The sequence below is a fragment of the Sphingomonas arenae genome, assembly GCF_016924655.1.
In the GTDB taxonomy this organism is placed as follows: Bacteria; Pseudomonadota; Alphaproteobacteria; order Sphingomonadales; family Sphingomonadaceae; genus Sphingomicrobium; species Sphingomicrobium arenae.
Genome location: NZ_JAFFJU010000002.1, coordinates 59,294 through 76,615 on the forward strand (window position 1 = coordinate 59,294; position 17,322 = coordinate 76,615).

Here is a 17,322-nt window from a genome sequence, read left to right on the forward strand (position 1 = left end):
GTCCCAAGTGCCACCCGCGACCCGAACCGCGCTTCGTCGGTTTGTCGAAGCGAGCATTGTGTTGCCTCGTCATTGTTGGCTAGCGTGCCGCCCGTCGCCGGACTGCCCGGCGGCTGCAGGGGGCAAGCATGCTGGAAATCGGGAATCTGTCGCACACCTATGCGAACGGCACGGTTGCGCTGGACGACGTCAGTCTTTCGATCCCGCGTGGCATGTTCGGTCTGCTCGGGCCTAATGGCGCGGGCAAGTCGACCCTGATGCGCACGGTGGCAACGCTGCAGGCGCCAACCGCGGGTTCCATCCGCTTCGGTGATATCGACGTGCTGGCAGAGCCCGACCGGTTGCGCCGCACGCTGGGTTACCTGCCGCAGGACTTCGGCGTCTACCCGCGGGTCTCGGCCTACGCGATGCTCGACCAGATGGCGGTGCTGAAGGGCATCACCGGGCGCTCGGAGCGCAAGGCGGTGGTCGAAACCCTCCTCAATCAGACCAACCTCTGGACCGTGCGGGACAAGTCGATCGCGGGTTTCTCCGGCGGGATGCGGCAGCGCTTCGGCATCGCCCAGGCACTGATCGGCAACCCGGAGCTCATCATCGTGGACGAGCCCACGGCCGGCTTGGACCCCGAGGAACGCAACCGCTTCCTGAACCTGCTCGCCGCCATCGGCGACAATGTCGTGGTCATCCTTTCCACCCACATCGTCGATGATGTCGCCGACCTCTGCCCACGCATGGCCGTGCTGGCGAACGGCCGGGTGCAGCTCGAAGGACGACCCGCCGACCTCATCGCCTCCACGCGCGGCAGGGTGTGGAGCAAGGCCATCGGCCACGCCGAACTGGAACAATACCAGGCCAGCCACGAGATCATCTCCACCCGCCTGTTCGCGGGCCGAACCATCATCCATGTCCTGTCCGACAGCCAGCCGGCCGGGTTCGACCCGGTCGAAGGCGGCCTGGAGGACGTCTACTTCTCAACCCTCTCCACGCTCCGCCGGGCTGCCTGAGCCCATGCGCATGCTGCTGGGCATCGCCCGCTTCGAAATCCGCTACCAGCTGAAGAACCCGGTTTTCTGGGTCGCGGTGGCGATCTTCTTCCTGCTCGGCTTCGGCCTCACGGCGAGTGAGAACGTCAGCATCGGCACGCCCGGCTCGGTGCACGAAAACGCGCCTTACGCCATCGCAATCGCGACCAGCATCTTCACCATCTTCTACCTGTTCGTGATCACTGCGTTCGTCGCCAACGCCATCGTCCGCGACGAGACCAGCGGCTTCGCGCCGATCATCCGCGCGACGCGTGTCTCCCGCTACCAGATCGTACTCGGCCGCTTTCTTGGCGGGGTCACCATCGCCTGGCTCGGCTATCTTGCCATCCCGCTGGGTCTTGCGGTCGGCTCGTCCATGCCGTGGGTGGATCCGGAAACCGTCGGGCCGCAGCGGTTCAGCTACTACGGCTGGAACTTCCTGCTGTTCGCCATCCCCAACATCTTCCTGACCAGCGCCATCCTGTTCGCGCTGGCGACGACGCTGCGTTCGATGATGGCATCGTACATCGGCGCCGTCCTGCTCGTGATGGGCTATCTCGTCACCACCAGCGTGGTCGGCCAGAAGATCGAGTATCGGGACGTCTTCGCCCGCTGGGAACCGCTCGGCAACGGCGCCCTCGCGCAAGCAACCCGCTACTGGACCCAGGCGGAAATGAACGGCCGGCTGGTCGATTTCGCCGGCACGATCGCCTTCAACCGAGCCTGGGCGATCGTACTAGGCTTCGTCTTCCTGGGCCTTACGCTGTGGCGCTTCTCCATGACGGAGCGCGCACCCTCCCGGCGCAAGCTGCGCAAGCTGGCAAAGCGAGCGCAGCGCGAGGCCAAGGCTGCTGCCATCGCTCCCGATCTTGGCGGCGCGGCCATCGTTGCGCGGGATCAGCGCCCGTCCCGCCTGACTCAGTTCATGACCCGGCTGCGGGTGGAGCTGCGGCAGGTGCTGACCAGCCCTGGCCTGATCGTGCTCGCGCTGTTCGCGGTTGCCAACACCGCGGCAAGCTTGTGGCTTGGCGAGAACACCTACGGCACCGCGGACTATCCCACGCTGGCGAACACCATCAGCACCGTGCGCAACACCTTCGCGGCGGTCCTGCTCATGATTGCTGTCTTTTACGGCGGCGAACTCGTCTGGCGCGAGCGCGACCGCAAGCTCAACGAGCTGATCGATTCCACCCCCGTGCCAGCGTGGGCGATGACCATCCCGAAGATCCTCGCGATTTTCCTGGTGCTGGTGGTGGTGAACGTCGCCGCGATGCTGACGGGCATCTTCTACCAGCTGGTGAACGGCGCCCAGCAGATCGGCATCCCGCAGTACCTCGCCTGGTTCATCCTGCCGGCCGCGATCGACGGCCTGCTCATCGCCATCCTGGCGGTGGTCGTGCAGGTCCTCAGCCCGAACAAGTACGTCGGCTGGGGCATCATCTTTGTCTGGTTCGTCGGCACCATCTTCCTCGCCAACATGGGCTACACCAACCCGCTCTACATCTACGGCGCGGCGCCCGGTGTCCCCCTGAGTGACTTCGTGGGTGTGGGCAGCTTCTGGCGAGGGGCGGCGATCCTTCAGTTCTACTGGCTGATGTGCGCGCTGATCCTGGCCGTTCTCGCGCATCTGCTCTGGCCGCGCGGCACCGACCTTGGCCTGCGCACCCGCGTCAAGCGCCTGCGCCGCCCCGGCAATCGCCTCCCCTACGCCATCGCCGGGGTAGCGGCCGCCACCATGGCCGCCACCGGCGCCTACGCTTACCAGAACATCAAGGTTCTGAACCGCTACGTCACCTCCGACATGGCAGAAAAGGAAAGCGCCGATTTCGAGAAGAAGTACCTCAAGTACGAACGCTTGCCCCAGCCCAGCATTACGGACGTGAAGCTCGACATCCAGCTCTTCCCGCGGGAACGCCGGCTGGTGACCGAGGGGCGCTATGACCTCGTCAACAAGTGGGACGTGCCGATCCGCGACGTCCACATCCGCCAAGGCGAGGACGACGCCAGCTACACCCGGCTGCACCTGGCCGGCGCGAGGCTGGTCAGCAATGACGATCGCTTCAAGTATCGCATCTATCGCTTCGACCGGCCGCTGATGCCGGGCCAGACCACCAGCCTCACCTTCCGCTCGGAACTCTGGCGGCGCGGCTTCCGTGCTTCGGCTCCAGCCACCGACCTCCTGGAAAACGGCACCTTCATCAACAACTTCAGCTTCGCCCCGCTTATCGGCATGAACCGGCAGGGGCTGCTGAGCGACCGGGCCAAGCGCCGTCGCCAGGGCCTTCCGGCCGAGCTGCGTCCGGCCAAGCTCGAGGACATGCGCGCCACCCGCTGGAACTACGTCGGCTCGGACTGGGTCCGCTCCGACATTCGGCTGACGACCGATGCCGGTCAGACGCCGATGGCCCCAGGTAACCGCGTCTCCGACGAGACCCGTGACGGCCGGCGCACGGCCCGCTTTGTAAGCCCGGCGCCGATCCTGAACTTCTTCTCGGTGCAATCCGCCGACTACAAGGTTGCCAAACGCAACCACAACGGCGTCGAGCTGGAGGTGCTCTATCACCCGACCCACAGCTGGAACGTCCCCAAGATGCTCCGCGCCATGGGACTGTCGCTCGACTACTATCGGCAGAACTTCGGGCCCTACCAGTTCAACTATGCCCGGATCATCGAATTCCCGGGCTACCAGAGCTTCGCCCAGGCCTTCGCCGGCACCATGCCCTATTCGGAGTCGATCGGCTTCAACGCGAACACCAACGATCCCGAGAAGATCGACTTCACAACCTACGTGATCGCGCACGAGATCGCGCATCAATATTGGGCGCACCAGGTGATCGGCGCGGACATGCAGGGCGGCACGCTGACCAGCGAGACTCTGGCGCAATATTCCGCGCTGATGGTCATGAAGCACCTCTACGGGCCGGACCAGATCCGCCGCTTCCTCAAGTACGAGCTCGACGCTTACCTGAGCGGGCGAAAGGGCGAAGCCGTCGAGGAGCTGCCGCTCAATCGCGTCGAGAACCAGGGCTACATCCATTACCGCAAGGGTGCGGTCGTCATGTACCTGCTCCAGGAACAGCTCGGCGAAGCGGCGGTGAACCGGGCGCTCCAGCGGTTCGTCGCCGCGCACCGGTTCGGCGGTCCGCCGTACCTGCGCTCCGTCGACCTGATTGCCGAGCTGCGCAAGGAAGCACGCCCCCCTGAGCAGCAGCGGCTGATCGACGACCTGTTCGAGCGGATCACCCTCTATGACCTCAAGGTCACCGACGCGGTTACTCGCAAGGTCGGCAATGGATGGGAGACCACGCTGACCATCGCCGCTGACAAGTTCACGGCGGACGGCAAGGGTACGGAGAAGCGCACGGCGATGGCCGAGCCGATCGAAGTCGGCCTGTTCACGGCGCGGCCCGGCCTGGGTGCCTTCTCCACGAAGAACGTGGTCCTGCTGGAACGCCGGCCCGTGCGCAGCGGAGTGCAGAAGTTGACCCTTCGCAGCGCAACCAAGCCAACGTTCGCCGGCGTCGATCCCTACAACTTCCGGGTGGACCGCATCAGCGACGACAATGTGAAGGACGTCACCGCGCCGACCAGCTGACGCTCCCTATGCTGGGGCTACTCCTTTATCCCTGAGGCGCAGTCCGACTGACCCGTTCGGCGGCGGCTGCGCCATGATACGGTCGGGTGTCGAACCCTGACCCGGGGCAAGGAGATCGGCACCATGGCTTTGCCGCCGCTCGAACAGTCTGGGCGATCACAAGGTCGCGTCGTCCTCGTCCTGTTGATGCTCGCGTCCGCGGTCGTGTTCCTGCTCAACACGCGGCACGGGATCGGCATCCTGCCGGACTCCGTCGCCTACATGCACATCGGCAGCGCCAGCCACTTTGCGCCGGGCTATACCTGGTTGCTGCAAGCGTTCGAGCCACTGAACCACGACATCGTCGGCAACGCCAAGTACGTCGGCTTGGTGCTGGTGATCATCAATACCTGGCTGTTCTGGCGACTGCTCTACCGCTTCTGCGGTTCGACCCCACTAGCCGTTGCGGGCACCGCACTGATCGCCTTCTCGCCCGTCTATATCACCATGCACCGTGTCGCCATGTCGGAGCCCCTGCTCCTGTTCGGCATCGCCGCTTCCGCCCTGCTTTTCGTGCATGGGCTCGAGCGGCGCCGGCCAGTCTGGTTCGTGCCCGCCGGCGTCCTCATGGGGCTAGCCATCCTGACCCGTTTCGCCGCGGCCCCGATGCTGGCCGCCCTGTGCGGGGTTCGTCTCGCCCTGCGTGACGTGCCGCTCCGCTCGCGGCTTGTGCAATGCGCGCTCCTGGCCGGCCCCGCCGTCGTTGTTTGCGCGATCTGGCTGATGGCCAATCACCTCTCCGCCAGCGCTTCCACCGGACGCGAGCTGTCGTTCAACGGCAACCCGAGCCTCGCGCTCTGGAACTCCGGCCTGCAATCGCTCTCGATCATGCTCCTGCCAGCTCCCATCCCCTCGGCAGTACGAGTTCCCTTCTTCCTGCTGAACCTCGCCGCGACCCTCTGGCTTGGAGCAGCCTACGCGCGCCGCTGGCTCGGAGACGCTGATGGGCTGCAGCGCTCGGGCTGGGCGGCATTGCCGATCGTCTTCGGTCTGTTTGCCCTCTTCTACGCCCTCTTCCTGGTCGCATCCGTGCTCATCCAGGCGAGCCTTCCCCTGAATGGCCGCATCCTCCTGCCGCTATACGTCGCATTGGTGCTCGTCGCCGTGATGGCCGCGAGTGCCTTGAGCCGGGCTGGGGTGTTGCCGCGCCACCTTCGTACAGGTCTGCTGATCCTCGGCGCGATCATCCTCGTCTCCCACGCAGTCCGAACGGCGGCGACCACTCGCGAAGCCTTTCAAAGCGGCGTCGGCTATGCCGATATCGCCTGGTCCCGCTCTCCCGTGCTGCGCGAAGTCGAGCGCCTCCCCACCGACGCCCGGCTCTACTCCAACGCTCCGGACGTCATCTCATTCCGGTTGAATCGTCCAGCCGAATATCTCCCCCGCAAGGTGAACCACCTCACCCTGAAGGAAGATCCGCGCAATCCGTTCTCCGCGCAGATGCGCAGGCTGCGTGACGATCTGGAGAGCGGGCGGGCCTACGTCGTGGTGATCGACCGGGTGGACTGGCGCTTCTACATCGTTCCGGAAGCGGAACTCCTGCGCGACGTGCCGCTGCAAAGGATCGCAAACGTTTCCGACGGCCGGGTCTACCAATTTGCTTCGGCATCGCGCGCAGAGGCCCGCTGACCCTACCCCCAAAGGCTAGCACCAAATTGGCACAACAGGATTCCGGCTTACACCCGAAGCACGTTTCCTTTTCGGCTGGGCAGCCCGCAGCATCCACTTGCCCCGGGTGAGGCATGGACTCGTGACGGACGCGAAGCGCAGACGTTGCCGCTGGCATGCTCGCTCCGCGTCGAACACGAGCCCTCGCTTCCGGGTGAGTCTGAAGGGAGCGCCAGCGATGAGCAAGGGCAAGCGGATTTTCATCGTCATTCCCGCGTACCAGGCGGCCAAGACAATCGAGAGCGTGTTCGACCGACTGCCACCGGAGCTGTCCGAAAAGGACGTGCGGATCCTGGTCGTCAACGATGGCAGCACCGACGGCACCGGTGAGATCGTCCGGTCCATCGTGGCCCGGCGACACGACACCGAGTTGATCGAGCAGCCGCGGAACATGGGCTATGCCCAGGCGCAGAAGACCGGCTTCCAGCAGGCCCTGCAGCAAGGTGCGGACATCGTCGCACTGCTGCACGCCGACGGCCAATATGCTCCCGAACTGCTGCTGCAGCTGCTCGAGCCGCTCGAGAAGGACCAGGCGGACGTGGTCCAGGGCTCGCGGATGCTGAACAGCCAGGCCCTGCGTGGCGGCATGCCGCTCTACAAGTTCATCGCCAACAAGGCCCTGACCGCTATCGAAAATTTCGCCTTTGGAATGAACATGGGCGAATACCATAGCGGTTACATGCTCTATTCGCGGCGCTGCCTCGAAAGCATCCCCTTCAATCGCCTCAGCGATACCTTCCACTTCGATGGCGAGATGCTGCTGATGGCCTCGAAGCGAAAGCTGCGCATCAAGGAGGTCGCAATCCCGACGCGCTACGCGGACGAGGAGTCGCACCTGAAGCCGGTTCAATACGGGTTCGACGTTCTCCGGGTGGTCTGGAGGAACGCGCGAGGACAGTACAGCTTCTGAACTGAAGCCCTCGCCGCCACGCGGATCCTGTAACTGATCCTAGGGAGACGGCCTTGAAAGTCTTGATAACAGGCGGCGCAGGCTTTGTCGGCTCGTTCGTATGTGAGCAGCTCCACGCCCAGGGCCACGAGGTCCGCGTCTTCGACAATCTCGAGCCTCAGGTCCACGCCTCGGGCCAGTCCAACCTGCAGTCCCTCATGCGGCCGGGCGGGGATCTGCGCGCGGGGGTGGAGCTGGTGTGGGGCGATGTCCGCAACCGGCACCAGCTCGAAGCCGCGATGCGCGGCGTCGACGCCATCATCCACCTCGCCGCGCAGGTCGGGGTCGGGCAGTCGATGTACGAGATCACGCGCTACGTCGACCACAATACCGTCGGCACGGCGGTGCTGCTCGAACTGCTCGCCGCGCGGCAGCACACCGTGCGCAAGGTGGTCGTGGCCTCCTCCATGTCCATCTACGGCGAGGGCGCCTACGACTGCGTCGGCTGCGGCGAAGTCTATCCGATGCTGCGCAGCCTTTCGCAGATGCGCAGCGGCGATTGGGAACCGAGGTGCCCCCGCTGCTCGGAGCCGCTCATCCCCAAGCCCACGCCGGAGACCAAGCCCCTCCTCCCGACCTCCATCTACGCCGTCACCAAGCGCGACCAGGAAGAGATGTGCCTGTCGATCGGCCGGGCGTACGACATCCCGACCGCCGCGCTCCGGTTCTTCAACATCTACGGTTCGCGCCAGGCGCTCAGCAATCCCTACACGGGCGTCGCTGCCATCTTCTCGTCACGACTGCTCAATCGCCGTTCGCCCGTGGTATTCGAGGATGGTGGCCAGACCCGCGACTTCGTGCATGTCACCGATATCGTGCAGGCCGTTCTCCTCGCCCTGCACAAGGACGAGGCCAACTTCGAAGTCTTCAACGTCGGGACCGGCCAGCCCACGTCCATCGGCTACGTGGCGGAGCTGCTCGGCCGCAAGATGCAGATCGACGTTCCCCCGCAGATCGAGAATACATTCCGCGAAGGCGATATCCGGCACTGCTACGCCGACATTCAGAAGATCCGCAACATGCTCGGGTTCGAGCCCACGGTTCGCCTCGACGACGGCATCGACGAGCTCATCGGCTGGGTCAGCAGCCAGACCGCGGACGACCGGTTCGAGTTGGCGGCGTCCGAGCTCAAGCAGCGAGGTCTGGCGCGATGCTGAACCGCTCGCCGCCCGATCGGCAGCACGCCGCAGCGGAAGGCATTGTTCTCCCGCACCTCGGGCAGCGGGCGATGGTCACGGGCGGCGCGGGCTTCCTCGGATCGCACCTTTGCGAGCGCCTGCTGGCCGCCGGCATGGAAGTGCTCTGCGTCGACAACTACTTCACCGGCACCCGCCGCAATATCGACCACCTGCTCGACCACCGCTGCTTTGAATTGCTGCGACACGACGTCACCATCCCGCTCTCGGTCGAGGTCGACCAGATCTACAACCTCGCCTGCCCTGCCTCCCCCATCCACTACCAGCGCGACCCCGTTCAGACCACCAAGACCAGCGTCATCGGCGCCATCAACATGCTGGACCTCGCCAACCGGCTAAAGGTCCCCGTGCTCCAGACATCGACCTCGGAAATCTATGGCGATGCCCTCGTGCACCCGCAGGCGGAGACCTACTGGGGCAACGTGAACCCGGTCGGCCCCCGCTCCTGCTACGACGAGGGAAAGCGCTGCGCGGAAACGCTGTTCTTCGACTATCGCCGGCAGCACGATCTGGCGATCAAGGTCGCGCGCATCTTCAACACCTATGGGCCGCGCGTGCATCCTGCGGATGGACGCGTCGTATCGAACGTCATCGTCCAGGCGCTCTGCAACCGTGACATCACCATCCACGGGGACGGCTCGCAGACCCGATCCTTCTGTTACGTCGATGATACGATCGACGCCCTGTTCCGCCTGATGGGCACGGCCGACGAGGTGACGGGACCGTTCAACATCGGCAACCCGCACGAGCTCTCGATCCATGAGCTCGCCTCCCTGATCGTCGAGCTGGTCGGCTCGCGCTCCCGCATCGTGCACCTGCCGCTGCCCCAGGACGATCCTCGCCAGCGCAAGCCCGACATCTCCAGCGCCAAGGAGCATCTCGGCTGGGAACCGCGCACCGGTCTCCGGGAGGGCCTGCTGCGCACAATCGCCTATTTCGAAGACCTCCTCGGACAGCCAAGCATCCGCGACATGGTCGCGGCGTGACCGCAAAGCCGGGCCGCACGGAACGCGCAAGATGCTGAGTGCAGCCGATCTCCAGCAGGGCTTCGACAAGCTCCGCTATGGTCGCAACGCCGCGATCCTGCGCTACGCCCTTGTCGGATCCTGCGCCGCCGCCATCCAGATCGTTCTGCTCGCTGCGTTCGTCGAGCTTGTGGCTATGAAGCCCGTCATCGCGTCCACCTGCGCCCTGACGATCTCGATCACCTTCAACTATCATTACCAGCGGCGGCTGACCTTCCACTCCAGCGCCAGGCACCGGACGGCTGCCCCCACTTTCCTTTTCATCACCCTATCGACACTGTTGGCGAACGCCCTGCTGTTTTCGTCCCTGGTTCCCCACCTGCCGTACGTCCTCGCGCAGCTCGCGACGATGGGGATCATCTTCCCGATCAACTACCTGCTGAACCGGCGCATTACGTTCCGCGGGTGAACGGGTCCTACCCTTTCCGGGCTACTTCCGATTGGACACCCACAAGCGGGACTGCGGGGCGTAAACTCGTCCGACTTCGGTTGCCGCGTGCCCACGACAGCGCAGGACATCGCGTCCCAGCTCCCCCGGCCGCGCGGGCGGCGGGAACCGGAACCGCATCGAGCCCGTGTATCGAAGGATTTTTGCCGTGCCGAACTTCTACAACAAGCTCGGAAGTCAGACGGTCCTTGGGACCACGACCGGCACCGATTTCTTCTACGCGTTCACCAAGGACGGAGTGCTCAGCCGCCCCTTCGCGGATGCGACGCTCACCTCGTTCAGCTGGGCCACGGCGATCCGGAACTCGGACGGCTCGGCCTACACGTTCACCAGTTCCAACATCCAGGTGTCGTTCGACGTCTACCAGGGCAATGGCGGCGTCGACTGGCTGTACGGCTCCGATGGAAACGACGCGGTGGTCTTCAACAACGGCCTGTTCCAGGACGGCGTGGGCGGGGTCACGGGTGTCCAGCAGTTCAACCTGTACGGGGGTGACGACTTCTTCGACTTCACCGGCCACAACGGGGGAGCGGACTTCGCGTTCGACCTACTGGTCTATGGCGGGACCGGGAACGACACCATCATCGGCGGCGCGGGCAAGGACGTCATCGAAGGCCAGGACGGAAACGACCTGATCTTCGGCTACCGCGGCGCGGACGACCTTCGCGGCGGCAACGGCGACGACATCCTCTACGGGGACGACCTCGGCAACAACGGCATCGCCGGGAATGATATCCTGCGCGGCCAGGCGGGCAACGACACCCTTTACGGCGGCTTCCGCGACGACCAGCTGCTCGGCGGTGATGATAACGACCTGCTATATGGCGGCATGGGTGATGACACCCTGCTGGGCGGAACCGGCAACGACGTGCTCTATGGCGACGATGGCGCAAGCGGCCCGGGCGGCTTCGACACGCTCAACGGTGAAGCCGGGAACGACACGATCTACGGGGCGGGCGGCAACGACAAAATAGATGGCGGCGCGGACATCGACACCGCCGTCTTCAGCGGCAGCCGCTCCGACTACATCGTCACGCTGAACGCCAACGGCTCCTACACGATCACCGACCAGCGCTCCGGCGGGGATGGCTCTGACAATCTCCGCAATGTCGAGTTCGTGCGGTTCAGCGACGGCACCTTTTCCATGGCGGAGCTGAACACCCCGCCTACGCTGACCTCCAATGGCGGAGGCGCGACCGCCACCGTCGCCGTCGAGGAGAACACGACTTTCATCACGACGGTTACCGCGACCGACCCCGACCCACAGCAAGTCCTCCGCTACTCGCTCGATCCGAGTGCGGACTCCTCGCTCTTCGTCATCGACGCGGTCACCGGCGTGCTGAGCTTCGCCTCCGCTCCCAACTTCGAGAACCCGCTCGATGCTGGCTACGACAACGTCTACCAGGTCACCGTTCGCGTCGTCGACGGCAATGGAGGCAGCGACACGCAGGTCATCTCGATCGAGGTCACGGACATTCCGGACGGCCTCGCTCCCACCATCACCTCCAATGGGGGCGGGTCCACCGGCGCCGGGCAGGTCGGCGAGAACACAACCCTGGTCGGCACGATCACCGCGGATGACCCGGACAGCGCCTCGGTCACCTACCGCATCATCGGCGGCGCGGATGCCAGCCTTTTCCGGGTCGATCCGGCCACCGGCGAACTCAGCTTCATCACCCCACCCGACTACGAAGCTCCCGCGGACGCCGGCGGGAACAACCGCTACGAAGTCATGGTCGAGGCAAGCGACGGCGAGAATGTCGATCGCCAGTTGCTCACCGTTGAGGTCGGCAACACGAACGACAACGCCCCCGTCATCACCTCGGGCAACGGCGCACCTTCGGTCGCCCTGAGCCTTGCCGAGAACGTCACCGCGATGACCACGATCACCTCGGCCGACGCGGATGGCGACGCTCTCGTCTACCAGCTCACCGGGGCCGACGCCGCCCTGTTTGCGATCGACCAGACCACGGGAGAGATCAGCTTTCTGTCCGCTCCCGACTTCGAAGCGCCCGCAGACAGCGGAGGCGACAACGTCTACGACGTCACGGTCGGAGCCTCCGACGGACAGTTCGTCACCAGCCAGGCGCTGGCCATCACCATCACCAACGCGAACGACATCGCTCCCGTCATCACTTCGAATGGTGGCGGCGCCACGGCCGATATCTCCATCCAGGAGAACCGGACTGCCGTCACGACCGTCGCCGCTCAGGACCTCGACGGCACCACTCCCACCTATCGCATCGCTGGCGGAGCGGACGCGGCTCTCTTCGTCATCGACGCGGCGACCGGCGCGCTGAGCTTCCGCTCGGCTCCGGATTTCGAAGATCCGGACGATGCCGACCGCAACAACCTGTACGAGGTTGTGGTCGAGGCTACCGACGGCCTTAACTCTGATACGCAGACCCTCAACATCGGCGTCACCGACCTCAACGAAGTCGGACGGACCATCACGGGAACCAACAGCAACAACACGATCAGCCCGACGGCGTCCAGTTCCGCGCTCCGTTCGACCGCGCTCAACGACACGATCTATGGGCTTGGCGGCAACGACATCATCGATGGTGGTGCCGGAACGGACCGGATGGAGGGCGGCACCGGCAACGACACCTACACGGTCGACACCTATGTCGACGACGCCAAGACCAGCAACGACGATCTCGTGATCGAACTCGCCGGCGGCGGCAGTGACCGGGTCAATGCTTCCGTCACCTACCGCTTGGCGGCAGAGGTAGAAAACCTGACCCTGATCGGGGCAGCGGCCATCAACGGCTACGGCAACAACCTCGCCAACACCATTTCCGGCAACCAGGCCGCCAACCTCCTGACCGGCGAGGACGGCAATGACACGATCGCCGGTAACGACGGCAACGACACCCTGGACGGCGGAACAGGCAATGACTCGCTATCGGGCGGCAACGGCGACGACACGATCCGCGGCGGAGTCGGTAACGACTCTCTGAACGGCGGGACCGGTCTCGACACCATGGAAGGCGGCGCCGGAGACGATGCTTATTTCGTCGACGTTTTCACCAACGACGGGATCAGCAACGACGATCTCGTTGTGGAGTTGCCCGGCTCAGGGAACGATATCGTCAATGCATCCGTCAGCTATTGGCTGCCGAACGACGTCGAACGCCTGACGCTGACCGGCACTGCGGCGATCGACGGCTATGGCAATGCCCTGGCCAATACCATTACCGGAAACACCGCGGCCAACGTGCTTCGCGGCGGTGAGGGCAACGACGCCCTGATTGGCGGCGTCGGGAACGACACCCTGTTCGGCGAGGGCGGCAACGACACCCTGACCGGCGGCGCCGATGCCGACACCATGGACGGCGGCCTGGGTAACGACACGATCAACGGCCAGGCCGGCGTGGACGTGATCATCGGAGGTCGCGGCCGGGACGTTCTGACGGGTGGCACGGAAGCGGACACCTTTGTCTTCGCCTTCGCCGACACGGCCGTCCAGCAGGTCAACGTCGACCTCATCACCGACTTCACCGCCGCCGACCGGATCGACCTGGACTTCGTCACCGGGCCGCTCAACCCCGGTGATTATCTCGAAGGCTCGATCGCCACCAATTCCTACGCCGACGCGCTCAGCGCCGCCAACGCTCTCCTCGCCGCTTCCCCGGGCGCCAAACTGGTGTTCGTCGCGGGGAGCACGGGCGGCTGGCTCTTCTGGGACGGCTTCGGCAACGACGGCGCCCTCGACCAGGCCATCTCCCTGTCGGGTCTCAACTCGACATCGCTATTCGACCCCGGCCTCATCATCTAGGCCTCGCCCAGTTACCGGAACTTGGCCTGAGAAAGGGCCTCCCGGAGCCCCCCCGCATCACCCCTTGGCGGGCACCACTTCGCCGTCTTCCTTGACGAAGTCGCTCGGCAATGGCCGGTCCAGGACGGACAGCACCTCTTCCGACGGTCGGCACAGCTTCACCCCACGGGGTCCAACCACCACCGGCCGGTTGATCAGAATGGGGTGCTCCACCATCGCGTCGATCAGCTGTTCGTCGGTCAGTGTGGCATCGTCGAGGCCAAGCTCCGCGTACGGTGTGCCCTTCTGCCGCAGCAGTTCTCGTGGCGTGATGCCCATGCGCTCGATCAGCGATACGAGTTCGTCCCGGCTCGGCGGCGCGTCCAGATAGAGGACCACCTCAGGCTCGATGCCGGTCGCCCGGATCAGCGCGAGCGTGTTCCGCGAAGTCCCGCATGCCGGATTATGGTAGATGGTGGTCGTCATGCGCAGCAGCTCACCCCGGCGGGGGCCCTCACGGGACCGCAGCAGGCCGTCTCGGCCGCGCGGAACGGCACCGAGTGCCTCCGGTCGTCGCTCCTGACATTCATCCAGATTTCCTTTCCTCTTGCCAGCCGCTGCTGCTGCACCATGGAGCCGAGTGTAGCAACCGCGGGTCACGTCTCCAGGCTCCCGGTCTTTCCTTGTTCGCCGGCACCTACGGAACGCTGGTCGTCCGGATGATCAGCAGCGCGGCCAGGCTGGTCCCGATCGCGGCTGAGATCAGCAGGAACATGACAGCGCGGCGCTCCGATGCAATCTGAAGGGTGGGCAATCATTGCACTGTCGAACGAAAGGAACGCCATTCACCTCACGCCGAACAGAGCATGGGCGAGCACCACCAGCTGGTTCCGGTGAGTTCCAAAGGGCAAAGCTTGCTCCGGACCTTTCTAGCCTGTCGTTGGCCCGCGCTGTCGCGCATGCGAGCATCGTGTGGTCGCTTGCGCGGAAGCGCCCAGTCCTTCCGGAGATGGTCCTAGACACGGTGAGTGCCGGAACGGACATCCCATCGATCCGGCAGCTTCGTGCGGTGACCGGTCTCCCAACATCCGGCGTAAGCTCGCCACGGCCCAGCAGAGCACGCCAGGCAGGCCATGCGGCACATCGGTCGTTCCATGAGGAGCGCCCAGCTCCGGCGCGCGGGAGATGAGCGCGAGGATCGCCTGCTCGTCGCAGCTCAGTTGGAGGGTCCCAGGGCAGCTTGCTTCCAGCGATCGCCCCAGACACTCCTCCGTGATCTGCAGCACGCTGTGGAGCGCCACGGCCACGGCCGGCGGCTCACCGGCGTGGGCGATGAGCCGCGTCATGCCAAGGAGCGCATCTTCTCCCAGCATCCGCGCCGCCGCCCAGCGCCGGACCAGCCGCACGATCAGGAGCTCCGTCGAGGACGGCCGGTGCGGGCGGATGCGATCGATGCGCATGGTCGCTCCTTTTGCGGATCAGAAATCCATGGAGGCGGACAGCCGAAAGGTGCGCGGCTGGCCCTGGAGGAGCGAGGTGCCGAAGGTCTCGAACGCCGAGGCCCAGTAGCGCTTGTTGGCGACGTTATCGACGCCCGCCCTCAGGGTGAGCGGACGATCGCTCACCAGCGCGACGTATCGGGCACCGAGGTCCAAGCGCGTCCAGCCGCCGATCTCCAGCGTGTCGGCGGCATCGACCGGCTGCTCGCCAGTGGCGACGACGCGACCGGTCAGCGTCAGGCCCTTCACCGCCGGCACGTCCCATTCTAGATTGGCGTTTGCCAGCAGCTTCGGCACGCCTGGCGCGTCATTGCCGTCCTGCGCGCCAACCGGCGTGTCACGCAGCTCGGCATCGATCCAGGACCCGCCCGCGATGAGCCGCAGTCCTCGGGCAAGCTCGCCATCGAGGGTCAGCTCCACGCCCTGGTTGCGCTGCTCGCCGAACACACCGAAGCGGAACAGCCCAGGGTTGGCGGTATCCGGCACGGCGAAGGCACTCGGGCGGGTGATGCGGAAGGCCGCGATGCTGCCGTTCACCCGCCCAAAGCGAGCCTTGGCTCCAATCTCATACTGGACGGACTTCGTCGGCGCGAACACCTCGCCCGGGTTGCTGATGGTCGCGTCGACCGGAGCGGTCGGTCCCTGCTGCAGCCCCTCGATGCGATTCGCGAACAGCGACAAGCCCTCACGCGGCTTGACCACGAGGCCGACGACGGGCGTCACCGCGCTCTCGTCATATTCGCTCGCAAGCGAGCCGCCGTCGTAATAGTTGTAGCCCTTCACCTTGATGCGCTGATGGCGCAGCCCGGCCGTCAGCAGCACGCGGTCGTTGGCAAGGCCGATGGTGTCCGACAGGAAGAAGCTGGTCAGGCGCGCCCGGCTGATGGGAAAGGGATCGTCGAGGTCGCCGCCTACGAAGCCGGTTGCGGGCAACGGTACTTCCGGCGTGTCGTAGAGGTTCGTCGCATATCCGCCGAAGCCGCCGAGGAAGTCGAACGCATTACGATTGACCTGGCGGATGTGACTCACGCCGGCGTTCAACTCGTGGGTCGTGCCGGCGAACGACAGCTTGGCCCGCACACCCGCTTGCCCGGCTTCGTTGTTGTCGGTGCGCGGCACGAACAGGGCGGAGCCGGTGGCCGTGCCGTCGGTGCCGGTCACCGTGATCCCGCCATAGACGCCATCTTCCGAGCCGTCCCGGGCACCGGCCTGCGCATAGAGCAGGACATTCTCGCTGACGTCCCACTCCGCCCGGGCGACGCCGAACAGGTCCTCCAGTTCGGTGAAGGTCCACGGCTGGGCATAATTGGCATCGACGACGGGCACGCGGGGGATGAAGCTGGTCAGCGTCACCTTGGGGCGGAGCTGCTCCACCCGGATCTTCTGGTAGGCGAGGTCGAGCGACAGGCGGACGTCCGTTCCGCGATAGTCGATCCCAGCGCCGAGCACGGTGGCGCGGCGGTTCTCGTCGTCGATCGCGACGTCACCGCGTCGGTGGGCACCGTTGATCCTGACGCCCCAGGCTCCTCCCCCGAACCGGCGTGCCACGTCGAAGCTCGCGCCGACATGGCCGTCCGTGAGGTAACTCGCCGTCGCTCGGGTCAGGGTGCGGTCGGCCCGCTTGGGCAGGAGGTTGATGCTTCCGCCGATGCCGGATCCGCCCGGCGCCGCGCCGTTCAGGAAGGCCGTCGCTCCGCCCAGCACCTGCACGCTGTCATACAGCTCCGGCGCGACCAGCTGGCGCGGCGTGATGCCGTAAAGTCCGTCCAGCGCCACATCGTCTCCGAACAGGGTAAAGCCGCGGATGACGAACTGCTCCGACGCATTGCCGAAGCCGTAGCTGGTGCGGATGGTGGGATCGTTCTCCAGCACCTGGCCAAGGGTCTGCGGCTGCTGGTTATAAATGAGCGCGTCCGAATAGCTGCGGATGCTGAACGGCACATCCTCCGCCGCCTTGTCGCCGAGAATGCCGACCTGTCCCTCGCGCCGCACCTGCGTCTGGTTGTTGCGCTGTGCAGTGACGATGATCTCCTCGCCCGTCGGCTCCGCCGCCTCCTGGGCAAAGGCGGGCGCGGGCACGGTGGCGGAGGCAAGCAGCAGCAGGCGGAACTTCACTTCGAT

The 17,322-nt window shown here is 65.3% G+C and carries 11 protein-coding genes; 8 read left to right on the forward strand and 3 right to left on the reverse strand.

What is annotated here, in order from left to right:
- Positions 1 to 128: 128 nt before the first annotated feature.
- The 8 genes from JT720_RS06505 (at position 129) to JT720_RS06540 (ending at position 13,723) form a co-directional block, all read left to right on the forward strand.
- Positions 129 to 1,004 carry an ABC transporter ATP-binding protein gene (locus JT720_RS06505; protein WP_205480303.1) on the forward strand — a complete coding sequence of 292 codons (876 nt, stop codon included), beginning with the start codon at positions 129 to 131 and terminating at the stop codon, positions 1,002 to 1,004.
- Positions 1,005 to 1,008: 4 nt separating this feature from the next.
- A complete protein-coding gene (locus JT720_RS06510; RefSeq protein ID WP_237219851.1) occupies positions 1,009 to 4,617 on the forward strand; it encodes an ABC transporter permease/M1 family aminopeptidase in 3,609 nt (1,202 codons plus the stop codon).
- A 123-nt stretch (positions 4,618 to 4,740) separates the two neighbouring features.
- Entirely contained in the window at positions 4,741 to 6,285 is a 1,545-nt protein-coding gene (locus JT720_RS06515) for an ArnT family glycosyltransferase (protein WP_205480305.1), read from the forward strand.
- Between the two features lie 217 nt (positions 6,286 to 6,502).
- Positions 6,503 to 7,234 (forward strand): glycosyltransferase family 2 protein, encoded by a 732-nt coding sequence (locus JT720_RS06520; RefSeq protein WP_205480307.1) that lies wholly within the window; start codon positions 6,503 to 6,505, stop codon positions 7,232 to 7,234.
- 53 nt (positions 7,235 to 7,287) lie between these two features.
- Positions 7,288 to 8,430 (forward strand): NAD-dependent epimerase/dehydratase family protein, encoded by a 1,143-nt coding sequence (locus tag JT720_RS06525; RefSeq protein WP_205480308.1) that lies wholly within the window; start codon positions 7,288 to 7,290, stop codon positions 8,428 to 8,430.
- Positions 8,424 to 9,455: a GDP-mannose 4,6-dehydratase gene (locus JT720_RS06530; RefSeq protein ID WP_205480309.1), complete on the forward strand. Its 1,032-nt coding sequence runs from the start codon at positions 8,424 to 8,426 to the stop codon at positions 9,453 to 9,455. The genes JT720_RS06525 and JT720_RS06530 overlap by 7 nt, the downstream gene beginning before the upstream one ends.
- A gap of 31 nt (positions 9,456 to 9,486) precedes the next feature.
- A complete protein-coding gene (locus JT720_RS06535) occupies positions 9,487 to 9,903 on the forward strand; it encodes a GtrA family protein (protein WP_205480310.1) in 417 nt (138 codons plus the stop codon).
- A 187-nt stretch (positions 9,904 to 10,090) separates the two neighbouring features.
- Positions 10,091 to 13,723 carry a cadherin domain-containing protein gene (locus JT720_RS06540; RefSeq protein WP_205480311.1) on the forward strand — a complete coding sequence of 1,211 codons (3,633 nt, stop codon included), beginning with the start codon at positions 10,091 to 10,093 and terminating at the stop codon, positions 13,721 to 13,723.
- Positions 13,724 to 13,780: 57 nt separating this feature from the next.
- Here the strand turns inward: JT720_RS06540 and arsC are convergent, their stop codons facing one another.
- From arsC to JT720_RS06555, 3 genes are all read right to left on the reverse strand, one after another.
- Entirely contained in the window at positions 13,781 to 14,188 is a 408-nt protein-coding gene (arsC, locus tag JT720_RS06545; protein WP_205480312.1) for an arsenate reductase (glutaredoxin), read from the reverse strand.
- 443 nt (positions 14,189 to 14,631) lie between these two features.
- On the reverse strand, positions 14,632 to 15,162 hold the full coding sequence (locus JT720_RS06550; RefSeq protein ID WP_205480313.1) for a hypothetical protein: 531 nt from the start codon (positions 15,160 to 15,162) through the stop codon (positions 14,632 to 14,634).
- 18 nt (positions 15,163 to 15,180) lie between these two features.
- A complete protein-coding gene (locus JT720_RS06555) occupies positions 15,181 to 17,316 on the reverse strand; it encodes a TonB-dependent receptor (protein ID WP_336511958.1) in 2,136 nt (711 codons plus the stop codon).
- Between the last annotated feature and the right edge of the window lie 6 nt (positions 17,317 to 17,322).

What these genes read in the sequence shown, in the direction of transcription:
- JT720_RS06505 (WP_205480303.1), top strand. Translation starts at nt 129, where the DNA reads ATGCTGGAAATCGGGAATCTGTCGCACACCTATGCGAACGGCACGGTT.
- JT720_RS06510 (WP_237219851.1), top strand. Translation starts at nt 1,009, where the DNA reads ATGCGCATGCTGCTGGGCATCGCCCGCTTCGAAATCCGCTACCAGCTG.
- JT720_RS06515 (WP_205480305.1), top strand. Translation starts at nt 4,741, where the DNA reads ATGGCTTTGCCGCCGCTCGAACAGTCTGGGCGATCACAAGGTCGCGTC.
- JT720_RS06520 (WP_205480307.1), top strand. Translation starts at nt 6,503, where the DNA reads ATGAGCAAGGGCAAGCGGATTTTCATCGTCATTCCCGCGTACCAGGCG.
- JT720_RS06530 (WP_205480309.1), top strand. Translation starts at nt 8,424, where the DNA reads ATGCTGAACCGCTCGCCGCCCGATCGGCAGCACGCCGCAGCGGAAGGC.
- JT720_RS06535 (WP_205480310.1), top strand. Translation starts at nt 9,487, where the DNA reads ATGCTGAGTGCAGCCGATCTCCAGCAGGGCTTCGACAAGCTCCGCTAT.
- arsC (WP_205480312.1), bottom strand. Translation starts at nt 14,188, where the DNA reads ATGACGACCACCATCTACCATAATCCGGCATGCGGGACTTCGCGGAAC.
- JT720_RS06550 (WP_205480313.1), bottom strand. Translation starts at nt 15,162, where the DNA reads ATGCGCATCGATCGCATCCGCCCGCACCGGCCGTCCTCGACGGAGCTC.